This window comes from Deltaproteobacteria bacterium, assembly GCA_016210005.1.
Classification (GTDB): domain Bacteria; phylum Desulfobacterota; class Binatia; order HRBIN30; family JACQVA1; genus JACQVA1.
In genome coordinates this window covers 13,938-33,321 of the sequence record JACQVA010000116.1, presented here as the reverse complement: position 1 = coordinate 33,321, position 19,384 = coordinate 13,938, and the positions used below count along the sequence as shown (strand labels likewise).

At 67.2% G+C, this 19,384-nt stretch carries 16 protein-coding genes; 11 read left to right on the top strand and 5 right to left on the bottom strand.

The window, feature by feature from the left end:
• Window positions 1-3 precede the first annotated feature (3 nt).
• Entirely contained in the window at window positions 4-1,359 is a 1,356-nt protein-coding gene (locus HY699_11215; GenBank protein ID MBI4516371.1) for a sigma-54-dependent Fis family transcriptional regulator, read from the top strand.
• Window positions 1,360-1,518: 159 nt separating this feature from the next.
• Window positions 1,519-1,932, top strand: a complete 414-nt coding sequence (locus tag HY699_11210) for a response regulator (protein MBI4516370.1) — start codon at window positions 1,519-1,521, stop codon at window positions 1,930-1,932.
• Between the two features lie 59 nt (window positions 1,933-1,991).
• Here HY699_11210 and HY699_11205 read toward each other — a convergent pair whose 3' ends face one another.
• The 5 genes from HY699_11205 to HY699_11185 all read right to left on the bottom strand — a co-directional run bounded on the left by HY699_11205 (window position 1,992) and on the right by HY699_11185 (window position 9,513).
• Entirely contained in the window at window positions 1,992-3,185 is a 1,194-nt protein-coding gene (locus HY699_11205) for a TolC family protein (GenBank protein ID MBI4516369.1), read from the bottom strand.
• A 35-nt stretch (window positions 3,186-3,220) separates the two neighbouring features.
• Window positions 3,221-5,206 carry an HlyD family efflux transporter periplasmic adaptor subunit gene (locus HY699_11200; protein MBI4516368.1) on the bottom strand — a complete coding sequence of 662 codons (1,986 nt, stop codon included), beginning with the start codon at window positions 5,204-5,206 and terminating at the stop codon, window positions 3,221-3,223.
• Entirely contained in the window at window positions 5,203-5,889 is a 687-nt protein-coding gene (locus HY699_11195; GenBank protein MBI4516367.1) for a DUF4956 domain-containing protein, read from the bottom strand. Before HY699_11195 ends, HY699_11200 begins: the two co-directional genes overlap by 4 nt.
• Window positions 5,883-6,689 carry a polyphosphate polymerase domain-containing protein gene (locus HY699_11190; protein MBI4516366.1) on the bottom strand — a complete coding sequence of 269 codons (807 nt, stop codon included), beginning with the start codon at window positions 6,687-6,689 and terminating at the stop codon, window positions 5,883-5,885. Before HY699_11190 ends, HY699_11195 begins: the two co-directional genes overlap by 7 nt.
• An 82-nt stretch (window positions 6,690-6,771) precedes the next feature.
• Window positions 6,772-9,513 (bottom strand): CotH kinase family protein, encoded by a 2,742-nt coding sequence (locus HY699_11185; protein MBI4516365.1) that lies wholly within the window; start codon window positions 9,511-9,513, stop codon window positions 6,772-6,774.
• 432 nt (window positions 9,514-9,945) lie between these two features.
• Here HY699_11185 and HY699_11180 point away from each other — a divergent pair, with 432 nt between their 5' ends.
• The 9 genes from HY699_11180 to HY699_11140 all read left to right on the top strand — a co-directional run bounded on the left by HY699_11180 (window position 9,946) and on the right by HY699_11140 (window position 19,375).
• The gene (locus HY699_11180) at window positions 9,946-11,649 is read left to right on the top strand and encodes a chemotaxis protein CheA (GenBank protein MBI4516364.1); all 1,704 of its coding nucleotides are present in this window, start codon (window positions 9,946-9,948) and stop codon (window positions 11,647-11,649) included.
• A gap of 35 nt (window positions 11,650-11,684) precedes the next feature.
• Window positions 11,685-13,247 carry a methyl-accepting chemotaxis protein gene (locus HY699_11175; protein MBI4516363.1) on the top strand — a complete coding sequence of 521 codons (1,563 nt, stop codon included), beginning with the start codon at window positions 11,685-11,687 and terminating at the stop codon, window positions 13,245-13,247.
• Window positions 13,248-13,249: 2 nt separating this feature from the next.
• Window positions 13,250-13,738 (top strand): chemotaxis protein CheW, encoded by a 489-nt coding sequence (locus tag HY699_11170; protein MBI4516362.1) that lies wholly within the window; start codon window positions 13,250-13,252, stop codon window positions 13,736-13,738.
• 19 nt (window positions 13,739-13,757) lie between these two features.
• On the top strand, window positions 13,758-14,624 hold the full coding sequence (locus tag HY699_11165) for a protein-glutamate O-methyltransferase CheR (protein MBI4516361.1): 867 nt from the start codon (window positions 13,758-13,760) through the stop codon (window positions 14,622-14,624).
• Window positions 14,602-15,117 carry a chemotaxis protein CheD gene (locus HY699_11160; protein MBI4516360.1) on the top strand — a complete coding sequence of 172 codons (516 nt, stop codon included), beginning with the start codon at window positions 14,602-14,604 and terminating at the stop codon, window positions 15,115-15,117. The genes HY699_11165 and HY699_11160 overlap by 23 nt, the downstream gene beginning before the upstream one ends.
• 2 nt (window positions 15,118-15,119) lie before the next feature.
• Window positions 15,120-16,211 (top strand): chemotaxis response regulator protein-glutamate methylesterase, encoded by a 1,092-nt coding sequence (locus HY699_11155; GenBank protein ID MBI4516359.1) that lies wholly within the window; start codon window positions 15,120-15,122, stop codon window positions 16,209-16,211.
• A 10-nt stretch (window positions 16,212-16,221) separates the two neighbouring features.
• Window positions 16,222-16,590 (top strand): response regulator, encoded by a 369-nt coding sequence (locus HY699_11150; protein ID MBI4516358.1) that lies wholly within the window; start codon window positions 16,222-16,224, stop codon window positions 16,588-16,590.
• Window positions 16,591-16,679: 89 nt separating this feature from the next.
• Entirely contained in the window at window positions 16,680-18,131 is a 1,452-nt protein-coding gene (locus HY699_11145) for an amidase (protein MBI4516357.1), read from the top strand.
• A gap of 77 nt (window positions 18,132-18,208) precedes the next feature.
• Complete coding sequence (locus HY699_11140; GenBank protein MBI4516356.1) at window positions 18,209-19,375, top strand: aspartate aminotransferase family protein; 1,167 nt, start codon at window positions 18,209-18,211, stop codon at window positions 19,373-19,375.
• Window positions 19,376-19,384: the final 9 nt, after the last annotated feature.

The following is a 19,384-nucleotide window of genomic DNA, read 5'->3' as shown; positions in this document are numbered from 1 at the left end:
TCGATGCCAGCCACCCGTATTCTGCTCGTCGAGGACGAGGTCAACATGGTGCGCACGTTGGCCAAGATCCTCGAACGCAAAGGCTACCAGGTCGAGTCGGCCGCCAATGGGCAAGTGGCCCTGCAGCAGTTGGGGACACACGACATCGACGTGGTCATCACCGATCTCAACATGCCGGTCATGGACGGCATGGAGCTGATCCGCACGATGCACGCGCGCCAACTGACGCCGGTGACGATCGTGCTCACCGGCCACGGCACGCTGCAATCCGCGGTCGAGGCGATGAAACTGGGAGCCGCCGACTACCTGATCAAACCTTGCCATCCCGACGAGCTGCTCATCGTCGTCGAACGCCAGCTCGAAGCCCGGCGCTTGCGGCGCGAGGTGACGCAGCTGCGCGCTCAGCTGCGCAAGTACGATCGCTACGGGCAAATCATCGGCACCAGTGAGCCGATGCAAGAGATCTATCGCGTGATCGAGGCGGTCAGCCGCAACAAGAGCAACGTGCTCATTTACGGCGAGAACGGCACCGGCAAGGAACTGGTCGCCCGCACCATCCACGGCAAGAGCCCGCTCGCCGAGCGCCCGTTTCAAGCGGTCAATTGCGGCGCGTTGGCGGAGACCTTGCTCGAAAGCCAACTCTTCGGCCACCGCCGCGGCGCCTTTACCGGGGCGGTGGAAGAGCCCGAGGGCGTGTTTCAAGCCGCCGACGGCGGCACGCTGTTTCTCGACGAGATCTCGGAGATTCCGCTATCGCTGCAGGTGAAGTTCCTGCGCGCGATCCAAGAAAAGGAAGTCACCCCGCTGGGCTCGACCAAGGCGGTGCCGGTCGACGTGCGCATCATCGCCGCCACCAATCGCGATCTCGAGGCGGCGATGCGCGAGGGTACTTTCCGCAGCGACCTGTTCTACCGCCTCAACGTCGTTCCCCTGCACCTGCCACCGCTGCGCGAGCGCCCTGATGATATCCCGCTGTTGGTCAACCACTTCGTCGCTGAGTTCAGCCACGCATATGGCGTCGAACCCAAACGGGTCACCCCCGAAGCCATGCGGCGCATCGTCGAGTACCGCTGGCCGGGCAACATCCGCGAGCTGCAGAACGTCATCGAGCGCGCCTTTGCCCTCTCCGCCGAGCCGGTGATCACCGAGCACGACCTGCCCGCCGGCTTGCTCAGCAGCGGCGAATCGCTCGCCGGGGCGCAGGCGCTGGCAGAACCCGTCCCCTTCGACGAGTTGGAGCGGCTGAACATCCTGGCCGCCCTCAGGAAGAGCAGCGGCAACAAGAACGAAGCCGCCCGCCTGCTGCAGATCGATCGCCAGCGCCTCTACCGCAAGCTGGAGAAGTATGGCTTGGGGTGAGCCGGCTGTCCGGTTTTGGCGGCTGCCAGTTGCGTTTCAACACACGTGGGATGAAGCTGGCTACGATCAGCCGGAGCCGAGCGGCATTCGCCGCGCCTGGCACCATTCCTGCTGCCGCTTGAGCCGGACTTAAGAGGCCTCATGTCAGGGTGCGTTGCGATGTCCGCCGAATATGAATCGAGCGAACCGAAGAAGCGCTTGCTGCTGATTGCTTGCAGCTCCAATTTTCGCCGCACGCTGGAGCGCATCCTGTGCCGCTGTGGCTATGCCGTCGATGGGGCCGAGTCCGGCGAGGATGCCTTGGTTCGCTTCGAGCCCGGCGCCTACGATGCGGTCATCTCGGAGGTGTTCTTGCCCGGGTCGGTGTGCGGCTTGACCGTGCTCGAACAGGTACACCGCAAGCAGCCGACCCTGCCCATCATCATTCTCGCCGAAGGCGAAACCACCCGCTTGCGGGCTGCCCTAGCAGACTGCAAGACGGTGAGCTGTCTGTCGCTGCCGGTGGACGTGGACCAGCTCAAGGACACGCTGGCCGCGCGCACCGGCGTCGGCGGGCCGCCGATCGCCGGCTGAGTCACACTTCGCACCAGCTCTGCGGCCAGCGGCCGCCGCACCCGGCCGCGCCATTTGGTTCAGCGCTGGCCCAGCATTCGCCGCAGTTCTATGCACTTGAGTTCTGCTTGATAACGAGCGGTGCTGAGACGCTGTCGCCGCTCGGCCAGGCGGCGATCGAGCCGCCACAGCTCCTGCGGGTCGGCGCCCGCCTCCGTGCCGCTGCCAACCAGTGCCTGCGCGCGCGCCAAGCTGTCGGCACCGGCCTCCATTCTGTTAACGGCGGCGGCGGCCTCGCCCGCAGCCGCGGCCGCCGCCGTGATTTCCGCCTCCGCCCGGCGCTCGGCCGCTTGCAGCTCGAAGCGGCGGGTGTCCAGCCGCGCCGCGGAGGCGGCCGTCTCTTTGTCCGGCAGCGGCAGCTTGACGCCGGTCTCCACCAGCACGCCATCGTGTCGCTCGCTCAGCTCACGCACCCAGCTGACTTGTACGAACGACGGCCACAGCCAGTGTCGGCGCTGCACTGCTAGGTCTTCGGACTCTGCGGCCAAGACTGCGGCCCGGGCAAGCCGCACGCTCGGATGCCGGCCGGCGGCATCTTCGGCGTTGATCTCAGCCGGTGCGATACAGACGTGGCGATCAAGCGCGAGCGGCTCCGCCGTCCACCGCCGCATGGCAGTGACCGCAGCATCCTCGCGGGCGCGGGCTTGTAACGCCTGCTCCTGTGCTTCAGCGGCGTCAAGCAGAGCGTGCTCCTCCGCCAGCGCCGTGCTGATGCCCGCGCTGGTACGCGTCTGCACCGCTTGCGAGTGCCTGGCCGCCGCCGTCATCAGGTGCTCGCTCAGCTCGCGCTGCTCGCGCGCGTGGCGCAACTCAGCGCAGTCGGCGCGTACGGCTGCGGCGGTGCGTGCGGCCAGGGCGTCGACTTCGGCCAGCGCCATCGCCTCACGTGCTTGCGCCGCTTGCGCCGAAGCACTGGCAACACCCGGCCCCGGCAGCGGCCAGCGCACGCCGAGTCTGGCCTGATCATTGCGCGTCGCCGCATCGCTACGCAGGCGCACCTCGGGTGGGTCGAGCCAGCGCAGCGCGCTGGCACCGGCGCGGGCCTCGCTCACCGCCGCTTGCGCTGCGCGAATCGCCGGATCCTCGGCCACCGCCGCCGCCACCACGCTGTCGCAATCCGCGGCATCCACCCGAGCGCCTAAGACCGCTAGCAGCAGCGACCAGACGAGACGGCGCCTCAGCTTGCTGCCAATTGACGCCGAATTCGTTGCCATACTTCCGCCGCAGGGCGCTTGGTTTACCGCCGCCGTCACTGCGCCAGGTGGGCGAAGCTTGGTACCGCGGCCCCGTTGTCGAAGGCGATCAGCAGCGGCCCGCTGCCGGCACGGGCGATGCCCTCTGGCCGCAAGTCAGGCCAGTCTGCGAGTTTGTGCGGCGACGCCTGACCGAGCGGCAAATCCACTCGCCAAGCCGAACCGCACGCCGGGCCCTCGGAGAGGGTCGAGAGCACGTACAGCCGTTTGCCTTCGAGATACAAGTCAGAGATGCCGCCGGCGGCGCCGCTGGCGCAGCTCGGCAGCGCCAGGGCACCGAACAGCGACAGCTTCTCGCCGTATTCTGCCGGCGGCTCGGTCGCCGCCAGCAGGCTGTCGGCATCGGCGAGATACCACAGCCGCGCCCGTCCGGCAGCGTCGAGGGGCGACTTCAGGCCCAGCAGCAGGCCGCCGGCATGCCAGGCCATGCCCTCGATATCCAGCTGCACCGACACTCCCAGCTCCGCACGGCGATCACTCTCGATTCGGGCCAGAAGCTGATCGTAGAGCGCCAGCTTGCCAATCACGCGCAACCCCGGCGGCGCCTCTTGCACGCGCAGCAACCACTGCCGTTTCACCGGCCGGTTGCCCTTGCGACTCACGCTCTGTGAGGCCAGGAGATATATCGTACCGTCGGGCGCGCGTGTCGCCGACTCCAAGTCAGACACCGCCTCTACCCCGTCGAGCAGTAGCGGCTCGGGGTCGAGCTGGCCCTCGGCATCCCCGCTGAAGACCCACGGCGCGCCCTCATCGACGCCCGCTAGCCCGGTGTCGTCGCTGACGAGCAGGAAGCGGCTACGCCCAGGCAACCAGACCAGGCCGCTGAGCTCCAGCCGGGTACGGCGGCCCAAGCCGCCGGGAACCCGCGCCGGAAACGCCAGCGCGGCCGCTACCGGGGCGGCTTGGGCCTCGCCGCCGGTGCCGCGGACCGAAGCCAGCTCGCCCGGGAGCAGATCGGCGCCGGCATCGACCTCGATATGAACGGGGCGGCCGTATTGCGGCCGGTTGGGGGCGTACCACAGCCGCGCCGGCAGTTCGACGATCTCCGGGCCGATGCGGGCTACCACCCCGCGGGCGCCGGCGGCGCCCGGGCGCTGTCGCGCTGCCACCACCACCGCTTCACCCACCCGCGGCGGCCGCCGCGCGTCTTCCGCCAGGTAAGCCGTGACGTAGGCGGCCTGCGTTCCGACCACCACCGCCACCGTAGATCCGGGTGATATGGCATCACCCGCAGCGTGCAGCACCGACGACACTTGGCCGTCGGCCGGGCTGCGGACGGTGCAGCGGGCCTGGCGCTCCAGCAATTGCTGGATGCGCTGGCTCTGGGTTTCGACCCGCGCCCGCAGCGGGCGCACGCGCACCGCGATGTCATCGCCGTCGAGGCTGTCGAGCGCGCTGCGGACCTGCTCCGCGACTTCCACCCAGGCACGTACCGTTTCCGGCGCCTGTTGAGTGCGGCTGATCAGCCGCAGCTGGCGCGAGCGCAGCGCGGCAACCTTGTCGGCCTCGGCCAGCCGGGTGCGGATCGCCTGGTCGAGCCGCTGCATTTGTTCGCTGAGGGCGTTGAGCTCGGCCTGCTGGGCTTGCTGTAATCCTTTGGCGCTTGCAATGGCGGCCCGCACCCGCGCCGCTTCAGTTTCGATCTCGAGGCGCCGGCGGCGGGCATCCGCCGCCAGTTGCACCGCCAGGGCCTCGACCTCCGCCAACTGCTCCTGCGACTGGGCGCGGGCAACGCCGAGATCGGCGTCGATGGCGCTGCAGTCGAACTGTGCCAGCGGCTGGCCGGCGCGCACCGCGTCACCGGGTTTGACGAAGACCGCTTGCAGGCGTGCGGCTTCGAGGGCGCCGAGCTGATGGCGGGCGGCACCGACGACTGCCGGCAGCGCGTTGCGCCCGGGCTCCTGATACCACCACAACCCGGCCGCGGCGCCGGCCGCCGCCGTCCACACCAGCCACCTTCGCCAGCGCCCGTGCTCGTTCATATCTCGCCGTGAGCGTCTTCGATCATGAAGGTGATACCGCCGGTGCCGGGCACCGCAGCGAGGGCATGGAAGAGCTGGTCCTGCGTGGCGCCGCGCCTGAGCTTGAGCTGATAGGCGTACTCGATGGTGTCGCCCTGGGCGAGATCACGCATTGCCACCAGCACCGCTGTATCACAATGGGTGTCAAGGGCGGCCTGCACGCCCGCCCAGCTGACGGCGTCGCGCGCCAGCCAGAAGCGCAGCATGCCATCGAAGCGCTGGCGCACCTTGAGCGGCTCCCAGTTGAGCGCGTGCGCCGCGCCGGCAAAGCCGAGCGCGCCCACCAGCGCCACCGGGTAACTGCGCACCCCGGCGGCAATGCCGACCGCCAGCGCCGCGAACATGAAGATCATATCGCGGCTATCGGGCACGTTGGTGCGAAAGCGCACCAGCGCGACCGTGCCGAGGATGCCCAGCCCGCGCGCCAGGTTGTCGCCGATCGCCAGCATCAGCATCGAAGCCACCACCGCGGCCAGCACCAGCGCCTGGGCAAAGCTGCGCGAAAAGGACAAGCCGAAGTGCGTGCGCTCGTAGGTCACCGCCACCACCTTGCCCAAAACAAACGCCAGCAGTAGGCAGAGCGCGGCTTGCTCCCACGACACCGGCCCCAGACCGGTATTGAAGAGATCGAAGAAATCTACCACGGCGACCTCCTCACCCAGGGCGCCGGGCGCCGCTGCCGGTCGCGGCCGAACGGCAAGCCGCCGACGGTTTCGACACCACCGCCGTACTTGCTGAAACCGAGCGCTTGCAAGTTGAATCGCACCGCCAAGTCACTCATCCACAGCGGCACTGCGGTCAGGCACTTCAGCTCCAGGATCACGGCGGATATCGGCAGGCCGAAGCGCTGCGGGTCATCGAACGGCAGCCAGGCGGCTTCGTCGCCAATCGGAATCTCGTATCCCTGCGGGCGTAGCGCTTCCAGCTGGCAGTCAAATGTCACACGACCGTAATCGTCGGCGCGGCTAACATAGGCCTCGCGCCGGTAGCGCACCACGGTTGCCGGCTCGGCGCCGATGCGTAGGCTGCGATCGAGAAAATCTTGCAGCTTGCGGGTATCAGCCGGCGACAGCCGGCAGCGGCCGAGCGTACGCGGATCCAACAGCACCGCCGGCCAGTGTTCCGGATCAACCGCCACGCGGCTCTTGACGATCACCCCTTTCTCCCTGCGCTTGACCTCGAAGTACAGCGATCCGCTGTCATAGCGGCGAATCCGCAGCTTGTAGCGCCGCGGGCGGCGCTCCTTGGTGTGCCGGTAGAGCACGCGCCGGGGCGAGTCGAGATACAAACTCGAGATCACGTAGGGCGCACGCACACTGGCGTCGTCGCTCTGGCAAAAGCGCCGCACCGCCGCGCGGATGGGCGCGACCATAGCCGGTGCGATGCGATACTTGAACTCGTAGCGCGCGATGACGCTTTGGCCCGCCCCGCTCAGATCGATCATCGCCTTACCCCTCGCGCCACCGGCGCGCCATACGCGCCGGCCTGCGCTCCCGCGCGCTGCCGCCCGGCCTGGATCATGCGCCTCAGTTCTCCGGAATCGTGATGAAGGTCGACACCAACGGACAACCCTCCAGCGCCGCGTTGACGCCCCGCACCAGCTCGTCAATGGTGACGGTGAAGTCCTCGTCGCGATCGGCCGGGCGGCAACTGCCCGCATCGGCGGCGCCCAGCGCGATGTTGACGCCGGCTACCAGCTCATCGACAGTAACCTCGTGGTCGCCGCTGCAGTCGTTGGGGCAACTGCCGGGCGCCGGCGCGAACTGCGCCACCTTGGCCTCGAAGTGTCCGGCGATTATCTGGCCGGGCACGGCCGAGGCCTGCTCACTGTCGAGTGTCACCAACCCTTCGGTGAGCACACCTAGGAGTGTGGGTTTCAACTCGCTGTCGACCGAGACGAAGGCGTTCATGAAGTCGCCCTCGATTGCAATCTGGTTGCCGGGGGCGACCTGTGACGCCGGCAGATTGACTTGCACGACGTAGAGGCCGAGATCGGCGAGCGTGAAGATCAACCGCAACAGACCGGTGCTGCCCATCATCGCGCTGTCGGGCCCGCCGGCGGTGAGCATCAACAAGCCGAGGTCGTCCGGCAGCGTGTAATCGTAGAGCGAGCCGCTGACACTGACGCGCGTGCCCCGCGGCGGCGTCTGCGGGATGGTCCGCATCCACGTGGTGGTGAAGTCGACCGCCAGCTCGCCGACCTGGCGCAGGCAGGGGAAGCCGAAAGGCAGCTCTTCGGTCCACGGCGGGGGCCCGTCGGCGAACTCGGCACTGAACTTAGCGCGGCGATCGGTCACGAAGTTACGAACCGACTCTACCCGTGTCGTGATATCACCCATGACCGGAGCCACCAGCGCCTGCGCCTGATCGATCTCGGCGAGGATGGCGGCTTCGTTCCACACCGTGTCGAACAGCGCCTGCATGCGCTCGACATACTGCTGCGCCCCCTGCGGGTGGAGATACCAGCGCCGCGGCAGCTTACCGCGCGCCCACAGCAGCGGCGCCACCGGACCGTCGGCGAAGAACAGGCTGCCCTGCCCGAGGATGTCGTCCATGCCCCAAGGAATGAAGTAGAAGCGATCGTCGGCCCGGTTGTGGTAGACGAAGTAGTTGTTGTTGGTGCCGCCGGAGTAACTGTCCCAGTGCCCGGTGAGCGCCTCCATGACCCAGTAGCTCAAGAAGGCGTCGCGGTTGACGAGCGGCTCGAGGGCGGTGAACAGGTCCTCGTCGGCGCTGCTCCCGAGCAACTGGCTGAGCGCCTCGATGTCGCTACGGTCGTTGCTGCCTTCGTTGTTCTTGCTGGCCAGGCCGACCAGCCGCGTCGGGCGAAAATCACCGCCGGTGGCCTCGTACAAGTTGCCGCTGTGGCTCCCGAACGACCGATCGAGGAAAGTGTCGTCAATGCTCTCGACGTTGGCGTAGATGCCGAGATCCTGCGTGCCGCTTTCGGTGGTGACGCGCACTTGCGCCATGCTGCAGCGCGGCGCGTGCACGCCGGCGGCGGCCATCAGGTGGTAACCGACGCATTGCTTGATGCGCGAGTCGTCCTGCCGGCCGTTGTTGAGCGTGAGCCGCTCCAGCCCCAGCCAGCGCTGGTCCGGCGCGAATTCGGAGAACTTGACCTTCAGCGATGGCCGGGTGCTATCGAGCGAGCCGAGGAAGCCCTTCTTGCGTACGCCGGCGTTGGCGATCAGGGTACCGTCGACGACCACGTCTGCGGGGAAAAAGGTGAAGGGATCGGTCGGGGTCGGCGTCATGCTGCACTGAAACACATCGGTGAGGCGGCGGGTTTGCAGGCGCAGGGCGTCCCAGTTGGCTTGCGTGATGCGCACCTCGACTTGCAGTAGGCGGCTGGTGTCGAACGGGTTAGGCTCGCAGCCACCGGGCGGCAGTCCGGGGCCGGGCTCGCCGCCCTGGTCCGCGTCGCAGGCGTCGCCAAACTCATCACCGTCGCTGTTACGCTGATCGAGGTTGGGTTGTGCGGGGCAGTTGTCGGCGCAGTCGGCGATGCCGTCGCGGTCCTGGTCGTCCGCGGGCGTGCTGGAGCGCAGGGCGAAGAAGTCCTGGACGTGAGCGCCGGCGCCGTAGACGTTAGGCGCGCCGAAGGTGCTGGTGACAGCGTTGCCGAAGACGTTCGACTGCGGGCCAATCACGGCCGCGGGGTCGGCCTGCAATTGAAACACCTCGCGGCTGTTGATGCCGCTGGTCGGGCGAATACCCTCGCCGGCCGGGCCGAAAACGGCGATGTTCTGCGCGCTGCGAATCTCGAACTGGGTATTGTTGTTGGAGGTCTCGAAGTCGGTGGCGCTGACATAAGTGCCGGTGCCGTTAAGGCCGGCGCGCAGGTTGATCCACCAGTCGTTGCCCGCCGGGTCGTAGCTGACATCCTCCGGGCTATCCTCGGCAACGGTGATAATGCTGCCGGCGCGCAGGTTCGACCAGAGTGCAGCGTTGGAGAAAGTCAGGACCGCTTGGGTCGCACCGTCGTTGTCGCTGACGGCGACCTGCCAACCGCGGATGTCGAGATTGTCGGCGACGACCACTAGCTCGAACCAATCGCCGCCGTTGCCGGCAACGCGGCCGAAGAACGGATCGGCCGCCTGGCCGCCATCATCGTCCGCACCGGCATCGCCGCCGTTGAGGAACTGATCGGAACGGACTGCGTTGTACTCGTTGAGAAGCAGCGGCGCCGCGAACGCGCGATTCGCACTCATCGCCCCGCAGGTCAGCAGCAGCGCGCCGACAACGCACCCTGGATACGTCCTCATAACCCCTCGCTGACACGTAGCTGTGCCACATCCGCCCCGGCGGTCTCAAGCAAAATGTTCCCACCGGCTGCCGCGTGCGCATGAACGGTCGCTGGTTCTAAGTCAAACGAGCGGTAACCCCTCAGTCTTGCCGGCCTGGCGGGTTTGGCGATTGGGGCCCGGCCGTGCGCCCCGCTTCGGCGAACTCCAGCGGGCGCCGGTCCCTGGTAGTCACGCATTGGTTGATCTGCTCGATTTCGACGAATCGTTGACAGCGGTCGCCGCCCTTTCGAACCCCCGGCTCGGACCGCGCGTTCTCGAAAACCTTACTGATCTCGATCGGCTCGCGGCTAGTGCGCATCCCGGGCACGCGCCCAGCGCGCCACCTGGCGAGCGGTACGATGTGTGCTCATCTGTTAGTCCGGGGTGGCTATGCCTGAGGGATGCTCTGACGTGACGGCGATGATTGACGACCCGGAAGTACGCGATGCGTTTCTCGATGAAGCCATCGATCTCCATGGCCGCCTGGAGCATTGCCTGCTGGCGTTGGAAGGCGCGCCCGAGAACGCTGAGGCCGTAAACTGCGCCTTTCGCTGCGTACACACCATCAAGGGCAACGGCGGCATGCTCGGCCTGACGGACATTGCCGACTTCAGCCACGCTTTCGAACACGTACTGGCGCGCGCGCGCGACCGGGAGCTGCGCTGTTCTCCGGCCACCATCGCGGTGCTCCTGGAAGCGGCCGATGTGCTCAAAGGACTACTCCTCTGCCTGCGCGGCGAGAGCACCTCGGTGCCTCCTGCGCGTGACCACGTGCTCGCGCAACTGGGCGCCCTGGGCGAGAATCCCGCCATCGCGGCCGAGACCGGCCCCCAGCCGGCAACGCCTGTTCGGTCAGCCGATCGACCAGAGCGCATGCGCGACCTCGGCAGCGACAGCAATTCGATCCGCGTCCCGATCGAGAAGGCCGACACCTTGGTCAATCTGGCGGGGGAGCTGGCCATCGCGCAGTCGATGGTCGTGCAGCTGGTGACGACGTTCACCGCTGACAAGCTGCCGCAGCTGCGTGAAGCCGTGGCGACGATGGAGCGTAACGCCCGCGACTTGCAGGAGCGCGTCATGGGTATCCGCATGGTACCCGTGCGTAACCTCTTCGGCCGCTTCCCGCGCCTGGTCCACGATCTGGCGGCGCAGTGCGCCAAGCCGGTTGCGCTGGTCGTGCACGGAGAAGACACCGAGCTCGACAAGTCGGTGATCGAAAAGGTTGCCGATCCGCTGTTGCACCTCATTCGCAACGCCATCGATCACGGCATCGAGCCGCCGGCCGAGCGCCAACGCCGAGGCAAACCGGCGCAAGGCACGCTGACACTGCACGCTTATCAGCAGGGCGGTCAGATCTACGTCGAGGTCGCCGATGACGGGCGCGGGCTAGACCGTGAGCGCATCCGCCGCACCGCCGAGGCCGCCGGCCTGGTACGACCGGGCGAAGCCCTGAGCCCTGAGGAGATCGATCAACTGATCTTCCGGCCCGGCTTCTCCACCGCCGAGTCGGTAACCGCGGTCTCCGGACGCGGGGTGGGTATGGACGTCGTCAAGCGCAACATCATGGAACTCGGCGGCACGATCAACATCACCACCGAACCCGGTGCCGGCACCCGCTTTCAGCTCACTCTCCCGCTCACGCTGGCGATGCTGGACGGGCAGCTGCTGCAAGTCGGGGCGCAGACTTACGTGATCCCGCTGGTGAATGTGTTCGAATCGCTGCGGCCGGCGCCCGCCGACGTCACCAACGTCGTCGGTTCCGGGGAGATGCTGCGCCTGCGCGGGCAAATGATTCCGATGCTGCGCCTGCACGCTCTCTTCGGGTTGGCCCCGGGGTCCACCGACCCCAGCCGCGGCATTCTGGTGGTGGCACGCAACGGCAGCACCCGAGTGGCGTTGCTGGCGGATCATCTGCTGGAGCAGCGGCAAGTCGTCATCAAGAGCTTAGAAACCAACTTCCGGCGCGTCCCCGGAATCGGCAGCGCCACGATTCTCGGCGACGGGCGTGTCGCACTGATTCTGGACGTGCTCGGGTTGATGGACTTGGCGCGGGCGACTCGCTCATCGGTTGTGAGCGAAGGCCGCGTGTACGCCCCCGGCATCATGCACGTGTGAGGTATCATATGTTCAACATCATTCATCGTCGCGGCATGAGGGTCCGATTGGGCTTGCTGGTCGGCAGCTTCCTGGTGGGATTCCTCGGCTTCGCCGGCTTGGCGATTCACGCGCTGCACACGACCAAGGTAAATGGTCCCATTTACCAGGAGATCATGCTGGCGGACGATCTCGTGAGGGACGTGTTGCCGCCGCCGTTGAACGCCCTGGAGGCGTACTTACTCGTGTTCGAGATGCTCGACGAACCGGATCGCGCCCGCCTGGAACGGCTGATCGAGCACAGCAAGGCGCAGCGCGCGCAGTTCGAAGAGCGCCATGCGTACTATGAGCGGACCCTACCCGAGGGCAAGCTGAAAGAGGTCCTCATTCAGCGCGCCTACACACCAGCAAAGGAATTCTTCGCGCTGCGCGACAACGAGTTTATTCCCGCCGTGAACGCGGCGAATCTAGCAGAAGCCACCAGGCTGATCTCCGGCCCCCTGCGCGCCAAGTACTTGGAGCACGAAGCGGCGATGGACGAGGTCGTGCGCCTGGCGCAGCAGTGGCGCGATTTGCAAGAGACCCATGCCGGCGAACTCATTCGCGACCGCCAGCAAGTGCTGCTGCTCATCGGGATCGCCATCCTCGCGCTGGCGCTCGGGCTCGCTTCTGTCATCGCCCGCGGCGTCACGCGAGCGTTGCGGCAGACCGTGGGCATCGCCGGCTCGGTCGCCAGTGCCTCGCAGCAGCTGGCGGCGGCTACTGAGCAGCTCTCCAGCGGGTGCCAGGAGCAAGCCTCCAGCCTGGAAGAGACCGCGGCGTCGCTGGAGCAAATCACCAGCACGGTGAAGCAAAACGCCGAGCACGCCCTGCAGGTGACCCACCTGGCCACCACCGCCCGTGAAGGCGCCGAGCGTGGCGGCGCGGTAGTAACCGCCGCAGTCACGTCGATGAAGGAGTTGGCCACTACCTCTACGCGCATCGCCGAGATCATCAATGTCGTCGACGAGATCGCTTTTCAGACCAACCTGCTCGCCCTCAACGCCGCGGTAGAAGCCGCGCGTGCCGGCGAATACGGCCGTGGCTTCGCCGTGGTGGCCACTGAAGTGCGCAATCTGGCGCAGCGCAGCTCGCAGGCAGCCAAGGAAATCAAAGGGCTGATCAACGAATCGGTCCGCAAGGTGGACGCCGGCTCGGAGCTGGTGTCTAAGACCGGCGCGACCTTCGACGAGATCGTGGCCTCGGTGCGCAAGGTCACCGACCTCATTCGCGACATCTCCGCCTCCGCCCAGGAACAGGCGGCGGGGATCTCCGAGGTCAACACCGCCGTGACGCATATGGATCAGGTGGTCCAGTCCACTGCCGCGCAGACCGAGGAGTTGTCTGCGACCGCGCAATCTCTCGCCGGCCAGGCACGGGCGCTGGAAGAAGTGATGCGGCAATTCCGGGTAACGGCTAACCTCGCCGGTGCGCCGGAGGTACCGGCGGGCGGCGGCTCCCATCCGGCCGTCCTCGCCCCCCACGACGTGCATGCTCCCAGTGCTACCGCTTGGAAGGCGTGGGTACCGCGCGCCCACGGCAACGGCCAGTTGCCGTATCCCGAGGCGCGGGAGTTCTAGGCATGGCCGAACTCGCAGTCACTGCGTCACAGACGGTGCAGTACCTGACTTTCGGCTTGGCGGAGCAGGAGTACGGCATCAGCATTCTCCAGGTGCAGGAGATCAAAGGGCCTTCGGCGATCACGCCCATTCCCAACACCCCGGCCCATGTCGGCGGGGTGATGAATCTGCGCGGCACCATCATCCCGGTGATCAATCTGCGGCAGAAGTTCGGCCTGCCGCCTGTGGCCGTCAGCCCGTTTACCGTCATCATCGTCGTTAGTGTCGGTGTCCGGGTGATGGGCCTGCTCGTGGATGCGGTCTCGGATGTCCTGTCAGTCGACCCCGGTGAGGTACAACCGCCGCCAGAGGTGGCGGGCGCGGGCAGAGCATCGTTTGTCGCCGGTATGATCATCGCGGGCGAGCAGCTGGTCACGCTTCTCGACATCGAGCGGCTGCTGGATCGAGATCTCGCTCCCGGGGCGCACGTATCCGATGGTGCAGATATCTAAGGGATTGGGGGAGCGGCACGTGGATCTGCCGGCGCTCGAGGACCGGGAGTTCGGCTGGTTGCGCCAGCTGGTCGTCACCCACACCGGCATCGCGCTGAGCGCGAGCAAGCGCTCGTTGCTGCAAACGCGACTGAGCAAGCGGTTGCGGCATCTCGGCCTGCACAGCTACGGCGAATATTGCGAGTATCTGACGCGCTACGACCCCGAGGGCGTCGAGCGCACCGCTTTCATCAACGCGGTGACCACCAAGGTGACCGCCTTCTTCCGCGAGCTGCACCACTTCACGTACCTCAAGGATGTGTGGCTGCCGGCGTGGTTCGCGCAAGCGCGCGGCAACGGCACGCGCTGCCTACGCATCTGGAGCGCGGGCTGCGCCACCGGCCAGGAGCCGTACTCGATCGCGATGACGATCCTGGAGAGCCTGCCAGCCGGACAGCGGTGGGACATCCGCATCTTCGCTTCGGACATCGACAGCGACGCCCTCGAACAAGCGCAGTCGGGCCACTATTCTCGCGCCGAGGTGGCGCGGTTGCCGGCGTTCCTGCGCCGCCGCTATTTCACGGGCAGCGGTCGCGGTCTAGTACGCCTCAGCGCCCGTGTGCGCGAACTCGTCGGCTTCGCCAACGTCAACCTGCTCGATCAAGCGTGGCCGCTACCGGGGCAAGTCGATGCCATCTTCTGTCGCAACGTGTTGATCTACTTCGACCGGCCCACCAAGGGCCGCATCGTGCAAGGCTTCGAGTCCAGGTTGCGCGAGCACGGGCTGCTGTTGCTCGGGCACTCGGAAGGGTTGCTGGGGCTGGGCGCCGGTTTCCGCGTCGTCGGCCCGACGATGTACCAGCGCCGGAGCGGCGCTGCTCACCATGTCCAAACTGCGGCGTCCTGAGATCGACTTGCACGTGGGCGAGGTGCGGGCGAGCCGTGAGGCGGTGGTGCTGCGCACCGTGCTGGGTTCCTGCGTGGCGGTGTGTCTTTACGACGCGAGGGCGGGTATCGGCGGCATGAATCACTTCGCATTGCCGGCATGCGGCAGCGCTAGCAGCGGATCGGCGCGCTTCGGCAGCGACGCCATGCCCCAGCTGCTGGCGGCGTTGGCGGCCTTGGGCGCCGACTGCGGCCGGGTGGTGGCCAAGCTCTTCGGCGGCGCCCAACTGCTGGAGCTGCCGCTGCGCAACGACATCGCCCGGCGCAACATCAGCTACGCCCTGCACTTTCTGGCGGCGGCCAAGATCATCGTGGTCGCCAGCGATTGCGGCGGCCACTATGCGCGCCACCTGCGTTTCGAGCCCGATACCGGGCGGGCTCGCGTAGCCCGCGTCAACCCAGAGCGAGCGGCGCATTGGCCTCCTGCCGCCGCGTCGCTGCGCGACGGAGGTTGACCATGGCGGGAGCGATCCGGGTGCTCGTCGTCGACGACTCTGCCTTTGCGCGCCAGCTGTTGTCGCGCCTGTTGTCCACTGATCCGGCGATTGCGGTGGTGGGAGTCGCCGCAGATGTTTCCAATGCGTGGCGCAAGATCGCGGCGCTGCAGCCCGATGTCATCACTCTCGATGTGTCGATGCCCGACGTCGACGGCCTGACCTTCCTCGCCGAACTCATGCGCCGGCATCCGCTGCCGGTGGTGATGGTGTCGGCACTGACCGAGCACGGCTGCGCCACCACGTTACGGGCGCTGGAGTTGGGCGCTATCGACTTCGTCACTAAGCCGCGGCTCGATTCAGACGGGCGGCTGGAGGCGATCGCCGCAGAGCTGGTGCAGAAGGTCAAGGTGGCGGCGCAGGCGCGTATGGTACCGCCAGGGGGCGGCCGCGCCCCGGCAGCGCCGTGGCGTCGGCTCGGACAAATCGCCCCGAAAGCGGTCGTGGCCATCGGTGCCTCGACCGGCGGCCCGGCGGCCGTGGCGGCGGTCTTGGCGGCTTTGCCGGCAGATGCCCCCGGCATTGTGATTGTTCAACACATGCCGGAACGCTTCACCGGGCCATTTGCCGAACGGCTCGATCAGTGCTGCGCGCTGGCGGTGAAGCAAGCCAACGACGGCGACCTGGTACACGCCGGCCGTGTGCTGCTCGCACCTGGCGATGCCCAAGTTGAATTGGTACGCGACGGCCCGCAGTACCACGTCCGCGTGTTCCACGGGCCGCGTGTCAGTGGCCATCGCCCATCGGTGGATGTGCTGTTCCACTCCGTAGCGCGCTGCGCCGGGCCCAATGCGCTCGGCGTGCTGATGACCGGTATGGGCGCTGACGGAGCCGTGGGCTTGCTCGCCATGCACCGGGCGGGGGCCCGCACGCTCGCGCAAGACCAGGCCACCGCGGCGATTTACGGCATGCCGCGGGAGGCAGTGGCGTTGGGTGCGGCCGACGCCAGTGTCGCTTTGGACCGTATCGCCCCCGAGATCATCGCCTGGGCGGTGCGCGTTGCCGGACGCTCGCCGGGGGTGGCCATGGCGGCGCCGGTAGCGGCCCGCAGATGAGGAGATGAGCATGGTGAAGGTGCTTGTGGTTGATGACTCGTCGATGATGTGCCTGCTGCTACGCCGAATACTGGTCGCGCGCGGCTACCAGGTCATTGAGGCGCGGGATGGGGCAACGGCGGTCCGGCACTACGAAAGTGAGCGCCCCGACGCGGTCGTCCTGGATCTCAACCTCGAAGACATCTCGGGCATCGAAGTGCTCGAACGATTGCGGCAGATCGACGGAGCGCCGCGGGTGATCCTAGCCTCAGCCACCTCGGCGGAGACCGAAGCCACGGTGCGCGCCCGCTGCCAAGCCGCCGGGGCGCGTGCCTTCCTCAACAAGCCTTTCGCCGCCGAGCAAGTGGCAGGCGCGATCGCGGCGGTGCTGGCGGCCTGAGCAGTTGCCTGCTTCCCCCCTTGCCTGCGCGATTGGTTTATTGGAAAGCCGTCTGGACTTTGCGCCTGACGGCGTCGTAGTGTGCCGCCATGAGAGACGAACTTGCCACCTTGGATGCCACGGCCCAAGCCGACCTGGTGCGGCGCGGTCAACTGACGCCGCGCGAGCTGGTCGATGCTGCCATTGCCCGCATCGAGCGGGTCAACCCCAAGCTCAACGCGGTGATCACCCCGCTCTTCGACAAGGCGCGGGCGCAGGCTGTCGCAGCGTTGCCGGAGGGGCCGTTTCGCGGGGTGCCGTTCTTGCTGAAGGACCTGGTTTGCCAGTCGGCCGGCGACCCCTATCATGCCGGCATGCAGCTGCTGCGCGAGCGCCGTTGGGTGGCGACGCACGACAGCTATCTGGCAGCCAAGTTCCGCGCGGCGGGTTTTGTGTTCGTAGGCAGGACCAACGTGCCCGAGCTGGGTCCGATGCCGACCACCGAGCCGCGCGCCTTTGGCCCAACTCACAATCCGTGGGACATTACGCGCTCGCCCGGCGGCTCCAGCGGCGGTTCGGCGGCCGCAGTGGCGGCGGGCATGGTGCCGGCGGCGCACGGCAATGACGGCGGCGGCTCGATCCGCATCCCGGCCAGCGCCTGTGGCCTGGTGGGCTTGAAGCCCTCGCGCGGGCGGGTCTCGCTCGGCCCCGATGCCGGGGAGACTTGGGCCGGCTGCGTTATCGAGCACGCCATCAGCCGCTCGGTGCGCGACACCGCAGCTATTCTTGACGCCGTCTCGGGAGCAATGCCGGGTGACCCGTACACCGCACCGCCACCGCCGCGGCCGTTTCGCGACGAGGTCGGCGCGCCGGCAGGCCGCTTGCGCATCGGCCTGATGACCAGCTCACCGGTCGACACCGTGCCGGTGCACGCTGACTGCGTGGCCGCGGCCAACAGCGCCGCGCGCCTGCTGGAGTCGCTCGGCCACGTAGTCGAGGATGCCTATCCACGCGCGCTCGCGGACCCCGACTTCATGACGCACTTCTCCAGCGTCGTAACCAGTTGGACGGCCCGTGACCTGGCGTACTGGAGCGAGCAGCTCGGCCGCCCGATCGGTGCGACCGACGTCGAACCCAACAGCTGGGGGCTGGCGGAGATGGGCCGAGCGGTGTCGGCGCTGCAATATGTCCGCGCGGTGGAATGGATGCACGGCTTCACCCGTCGTATCGCCGGCTGGTGGAGCGAGGGGTTCGATCTCCTGCTGACACCGACGATGGCAACACCGCCGGTGAAGCTCGGCGAGCTGAGCTCGACAGCGGAAGATCCGCTGCGCGGCTTGTTCCGCAGCACACCGTGCACGGTGTTTACCGCCGCCTTCAACGTCACTGGCCAGCCGGCAATCTCGCTACCGCTGCATTGGAGCGCGGACGGGTTGCCCATCGGCGTGCAACTGGCGGCCGCCTATGGGCGAGAGGACTTGCTCATTCGCGTCGCGGCACAACTGGAGCAAGCGCGCCCATGGGCCGGCCGACGCCCGCCGGTGCACGCCCTGGCGCAATGAGCGAGCGCAGTCGCAAGAAGATGAAGCTGCCGAGAACCGGAATCCCGCGCGCTGACCTCTTCGCCGCAATGCGAGAGATGAAGACCCGCGATGCCGACTGGCATGGTGGGCGGACTTGGAGCCTGGTCTACCCGGCGGGCGATGACGTCGATGAGGTGCTGCGCGAGGCCAATAATCTCTACCTGTTCGAGAATGCCCTCAACCCCTTCCGCTTCCCCAGCCTGCGCCAGATGCAGGCGGATATTGTCGCCATGACCACCGATCTCTTGCACGGCGGCGAGGACGCGACCGGGGCGATGACCTCGGGCGGTACCGAGAGCATCCTGATGGCGGTCAAGACGGCGCGTGACCGCGCGCATGCGGAGCGGGGGATTACGGCGCCGGAAATGGTGATCCCGCGCTCGGCGCATCCCGCGTTTGCGAAGGCCGGCAAGTATCTCTGCGTCGAGATGAAGCCGGTGCCCCTGCGTGATGATCTGCGGGCTGACGTTGCGGCGGCGGCGAAGCTGATCACCGGCAACACCGTACTGATGGTGGGCTCGGCGCCGTGTTATCCGCACGGCGTCATCGACCCGATCGCCGAGCTGGCACGGCTGGCAGCCGAGCACAACATTTCGTTCCACACCGACGCTTGCGTCGGCGGCTTCCTGCTGCCGTTCATCGAGCGGCTCGGCTATCCGGTGCCACCGTGGGATTTTCGCGTGCCGGGCGTGACCACGATTTCGGCGGACGTGCACAAATACGGCTATTGCACCAAGGGCGCCTCGGTGATCGCCCATCGCAGCCAGGCGACGATTCAATACCAGATGTTCATGTACGATGACTGGCCCGGCGGGCTGTACGGCTCGGCGGCGTTTGCCGGCACCCGTCCGGCGGCGCCGATCGCGGCGGCCTGGGCGGTAATGAACTACCTCGGCGAGGCCGGCTATTTACGATTGCAGTCGCTCGTCATGGAGACGGCGCAGCGGCTGCGTGCTGGGATCGAGGCCATCGGGCCGTTGAAGATCTGGGGCCAGCCCGACACCAGCTTGATGGCGTTCGGTTCCGACGAAATCGACATCATGGCCGTGGGTGACGCAATGGACGACAAGGGTTGGCATCTCGATCGCCAGGAAAATCCCCACGCCTTGCACATGATGGTGACGCCGAATCACGCCAAGATAGTGGAGGGCTTCCTCACTGATCTGCGGGAAGCCGTTTCCCGGCACGGCCCCGCCCGCGGGGTGGCGGCGCGCTACAGCTAGCAACACGAG

Excerpts from the sequence above, each read along its gene's own strand:
- HY699_11215 (MBI4516371.1), top strand. The coding sequence starts at position 4 with ATGCCAGCCACCCGTATTCTGCTCGTCGAGGACGAGGTCAACATGGTG.
- HY699_11210 (MBI4516370.1), top strand. The coding sequence starts at position 1,519 with ATGTCCGCCGAATATGAATCGAGCGAACCGAAGAAGCGCTTGCTGCTG.
- HY699_11205 (MBI4516369.1), bottom strand. The coding sequence starts at position 3,185 with ATGGCAACGAATTCGGCGTCAATTGGCAGCAAGCTGAGGCGCCGTCTC.
- HY699_11200 (MBI4516368.1), bottom strand. The coding sequence starts at position 5,206 with ATGAACGAGCACGGGCGCTGGCGAAGGTGGCTGGTGTGGACGGCGGCG.
- HY699_11190 (MBI4516366.1), bottom strand. The coding sequence starts at position 6,689 with ATGATCGATCTGAGCGGGGCGGGCCAAAGCGTCATCGCGCGCTACGAG.
- HY699_11185 (MBI4516365.1), bottom strand. The coding sequence starts at position 9,513 with ATGAGGACGTATCCAGGGTGCGTTGTCGGCGCGCTGCTGCTGACCTGC.
- HY699_11175 (MBI4516363.1), top strand. The coding sequence starts at position 11,685 with ATGAGGGTCCGATTGGGCTTGCTGGTCGGCAGCTTCCTGGTGGGATTC.
- HY699_11170 (MBI4516362.1), top strand. The coding sequence starts at position 13,250 with ATGGCCGAACTCGCAGTCACTGCGTCACAGACGGTGCAGTACCTGACT.
- HY699_11160 (MBI4516360.1), top strand. The coding sequence starts at position 14,602 with ATGTCCAAACTGCGGCGTCCTGAGATCGACTTGCACGTGGGCGAGGTG.
- HY699_11155 (MBI4516359.1), top strand. The coding sequence starts at position 15,120 with ATGGCGGGAGCGATCCGGGTGCTCGTCGTCGACGACTCTGCCTTTGCG.
- HY699_11150 (MBI4516358.1), top strand. The coding sequence starts at position 16,222 with ATGGTGAAGGTGCTTGTGGTTGATGACTCGTCGATGATGTGCCTGCTG.
- HY699_11145 (MBI4516357.1), top strand. The coding sequence starts at position 16,680 with ATGAGAGACGAACTTGCCACCTTGGATGCCACGGCCCAAGCCGACCTG.
- HY699_11140 (MBI4516356.1), top strand. The coding sequence starts at position 18,209 with ATGAAGACCCGCGATGCCGACTGGCATGGTGGGCGGACTTGGAGCCTG.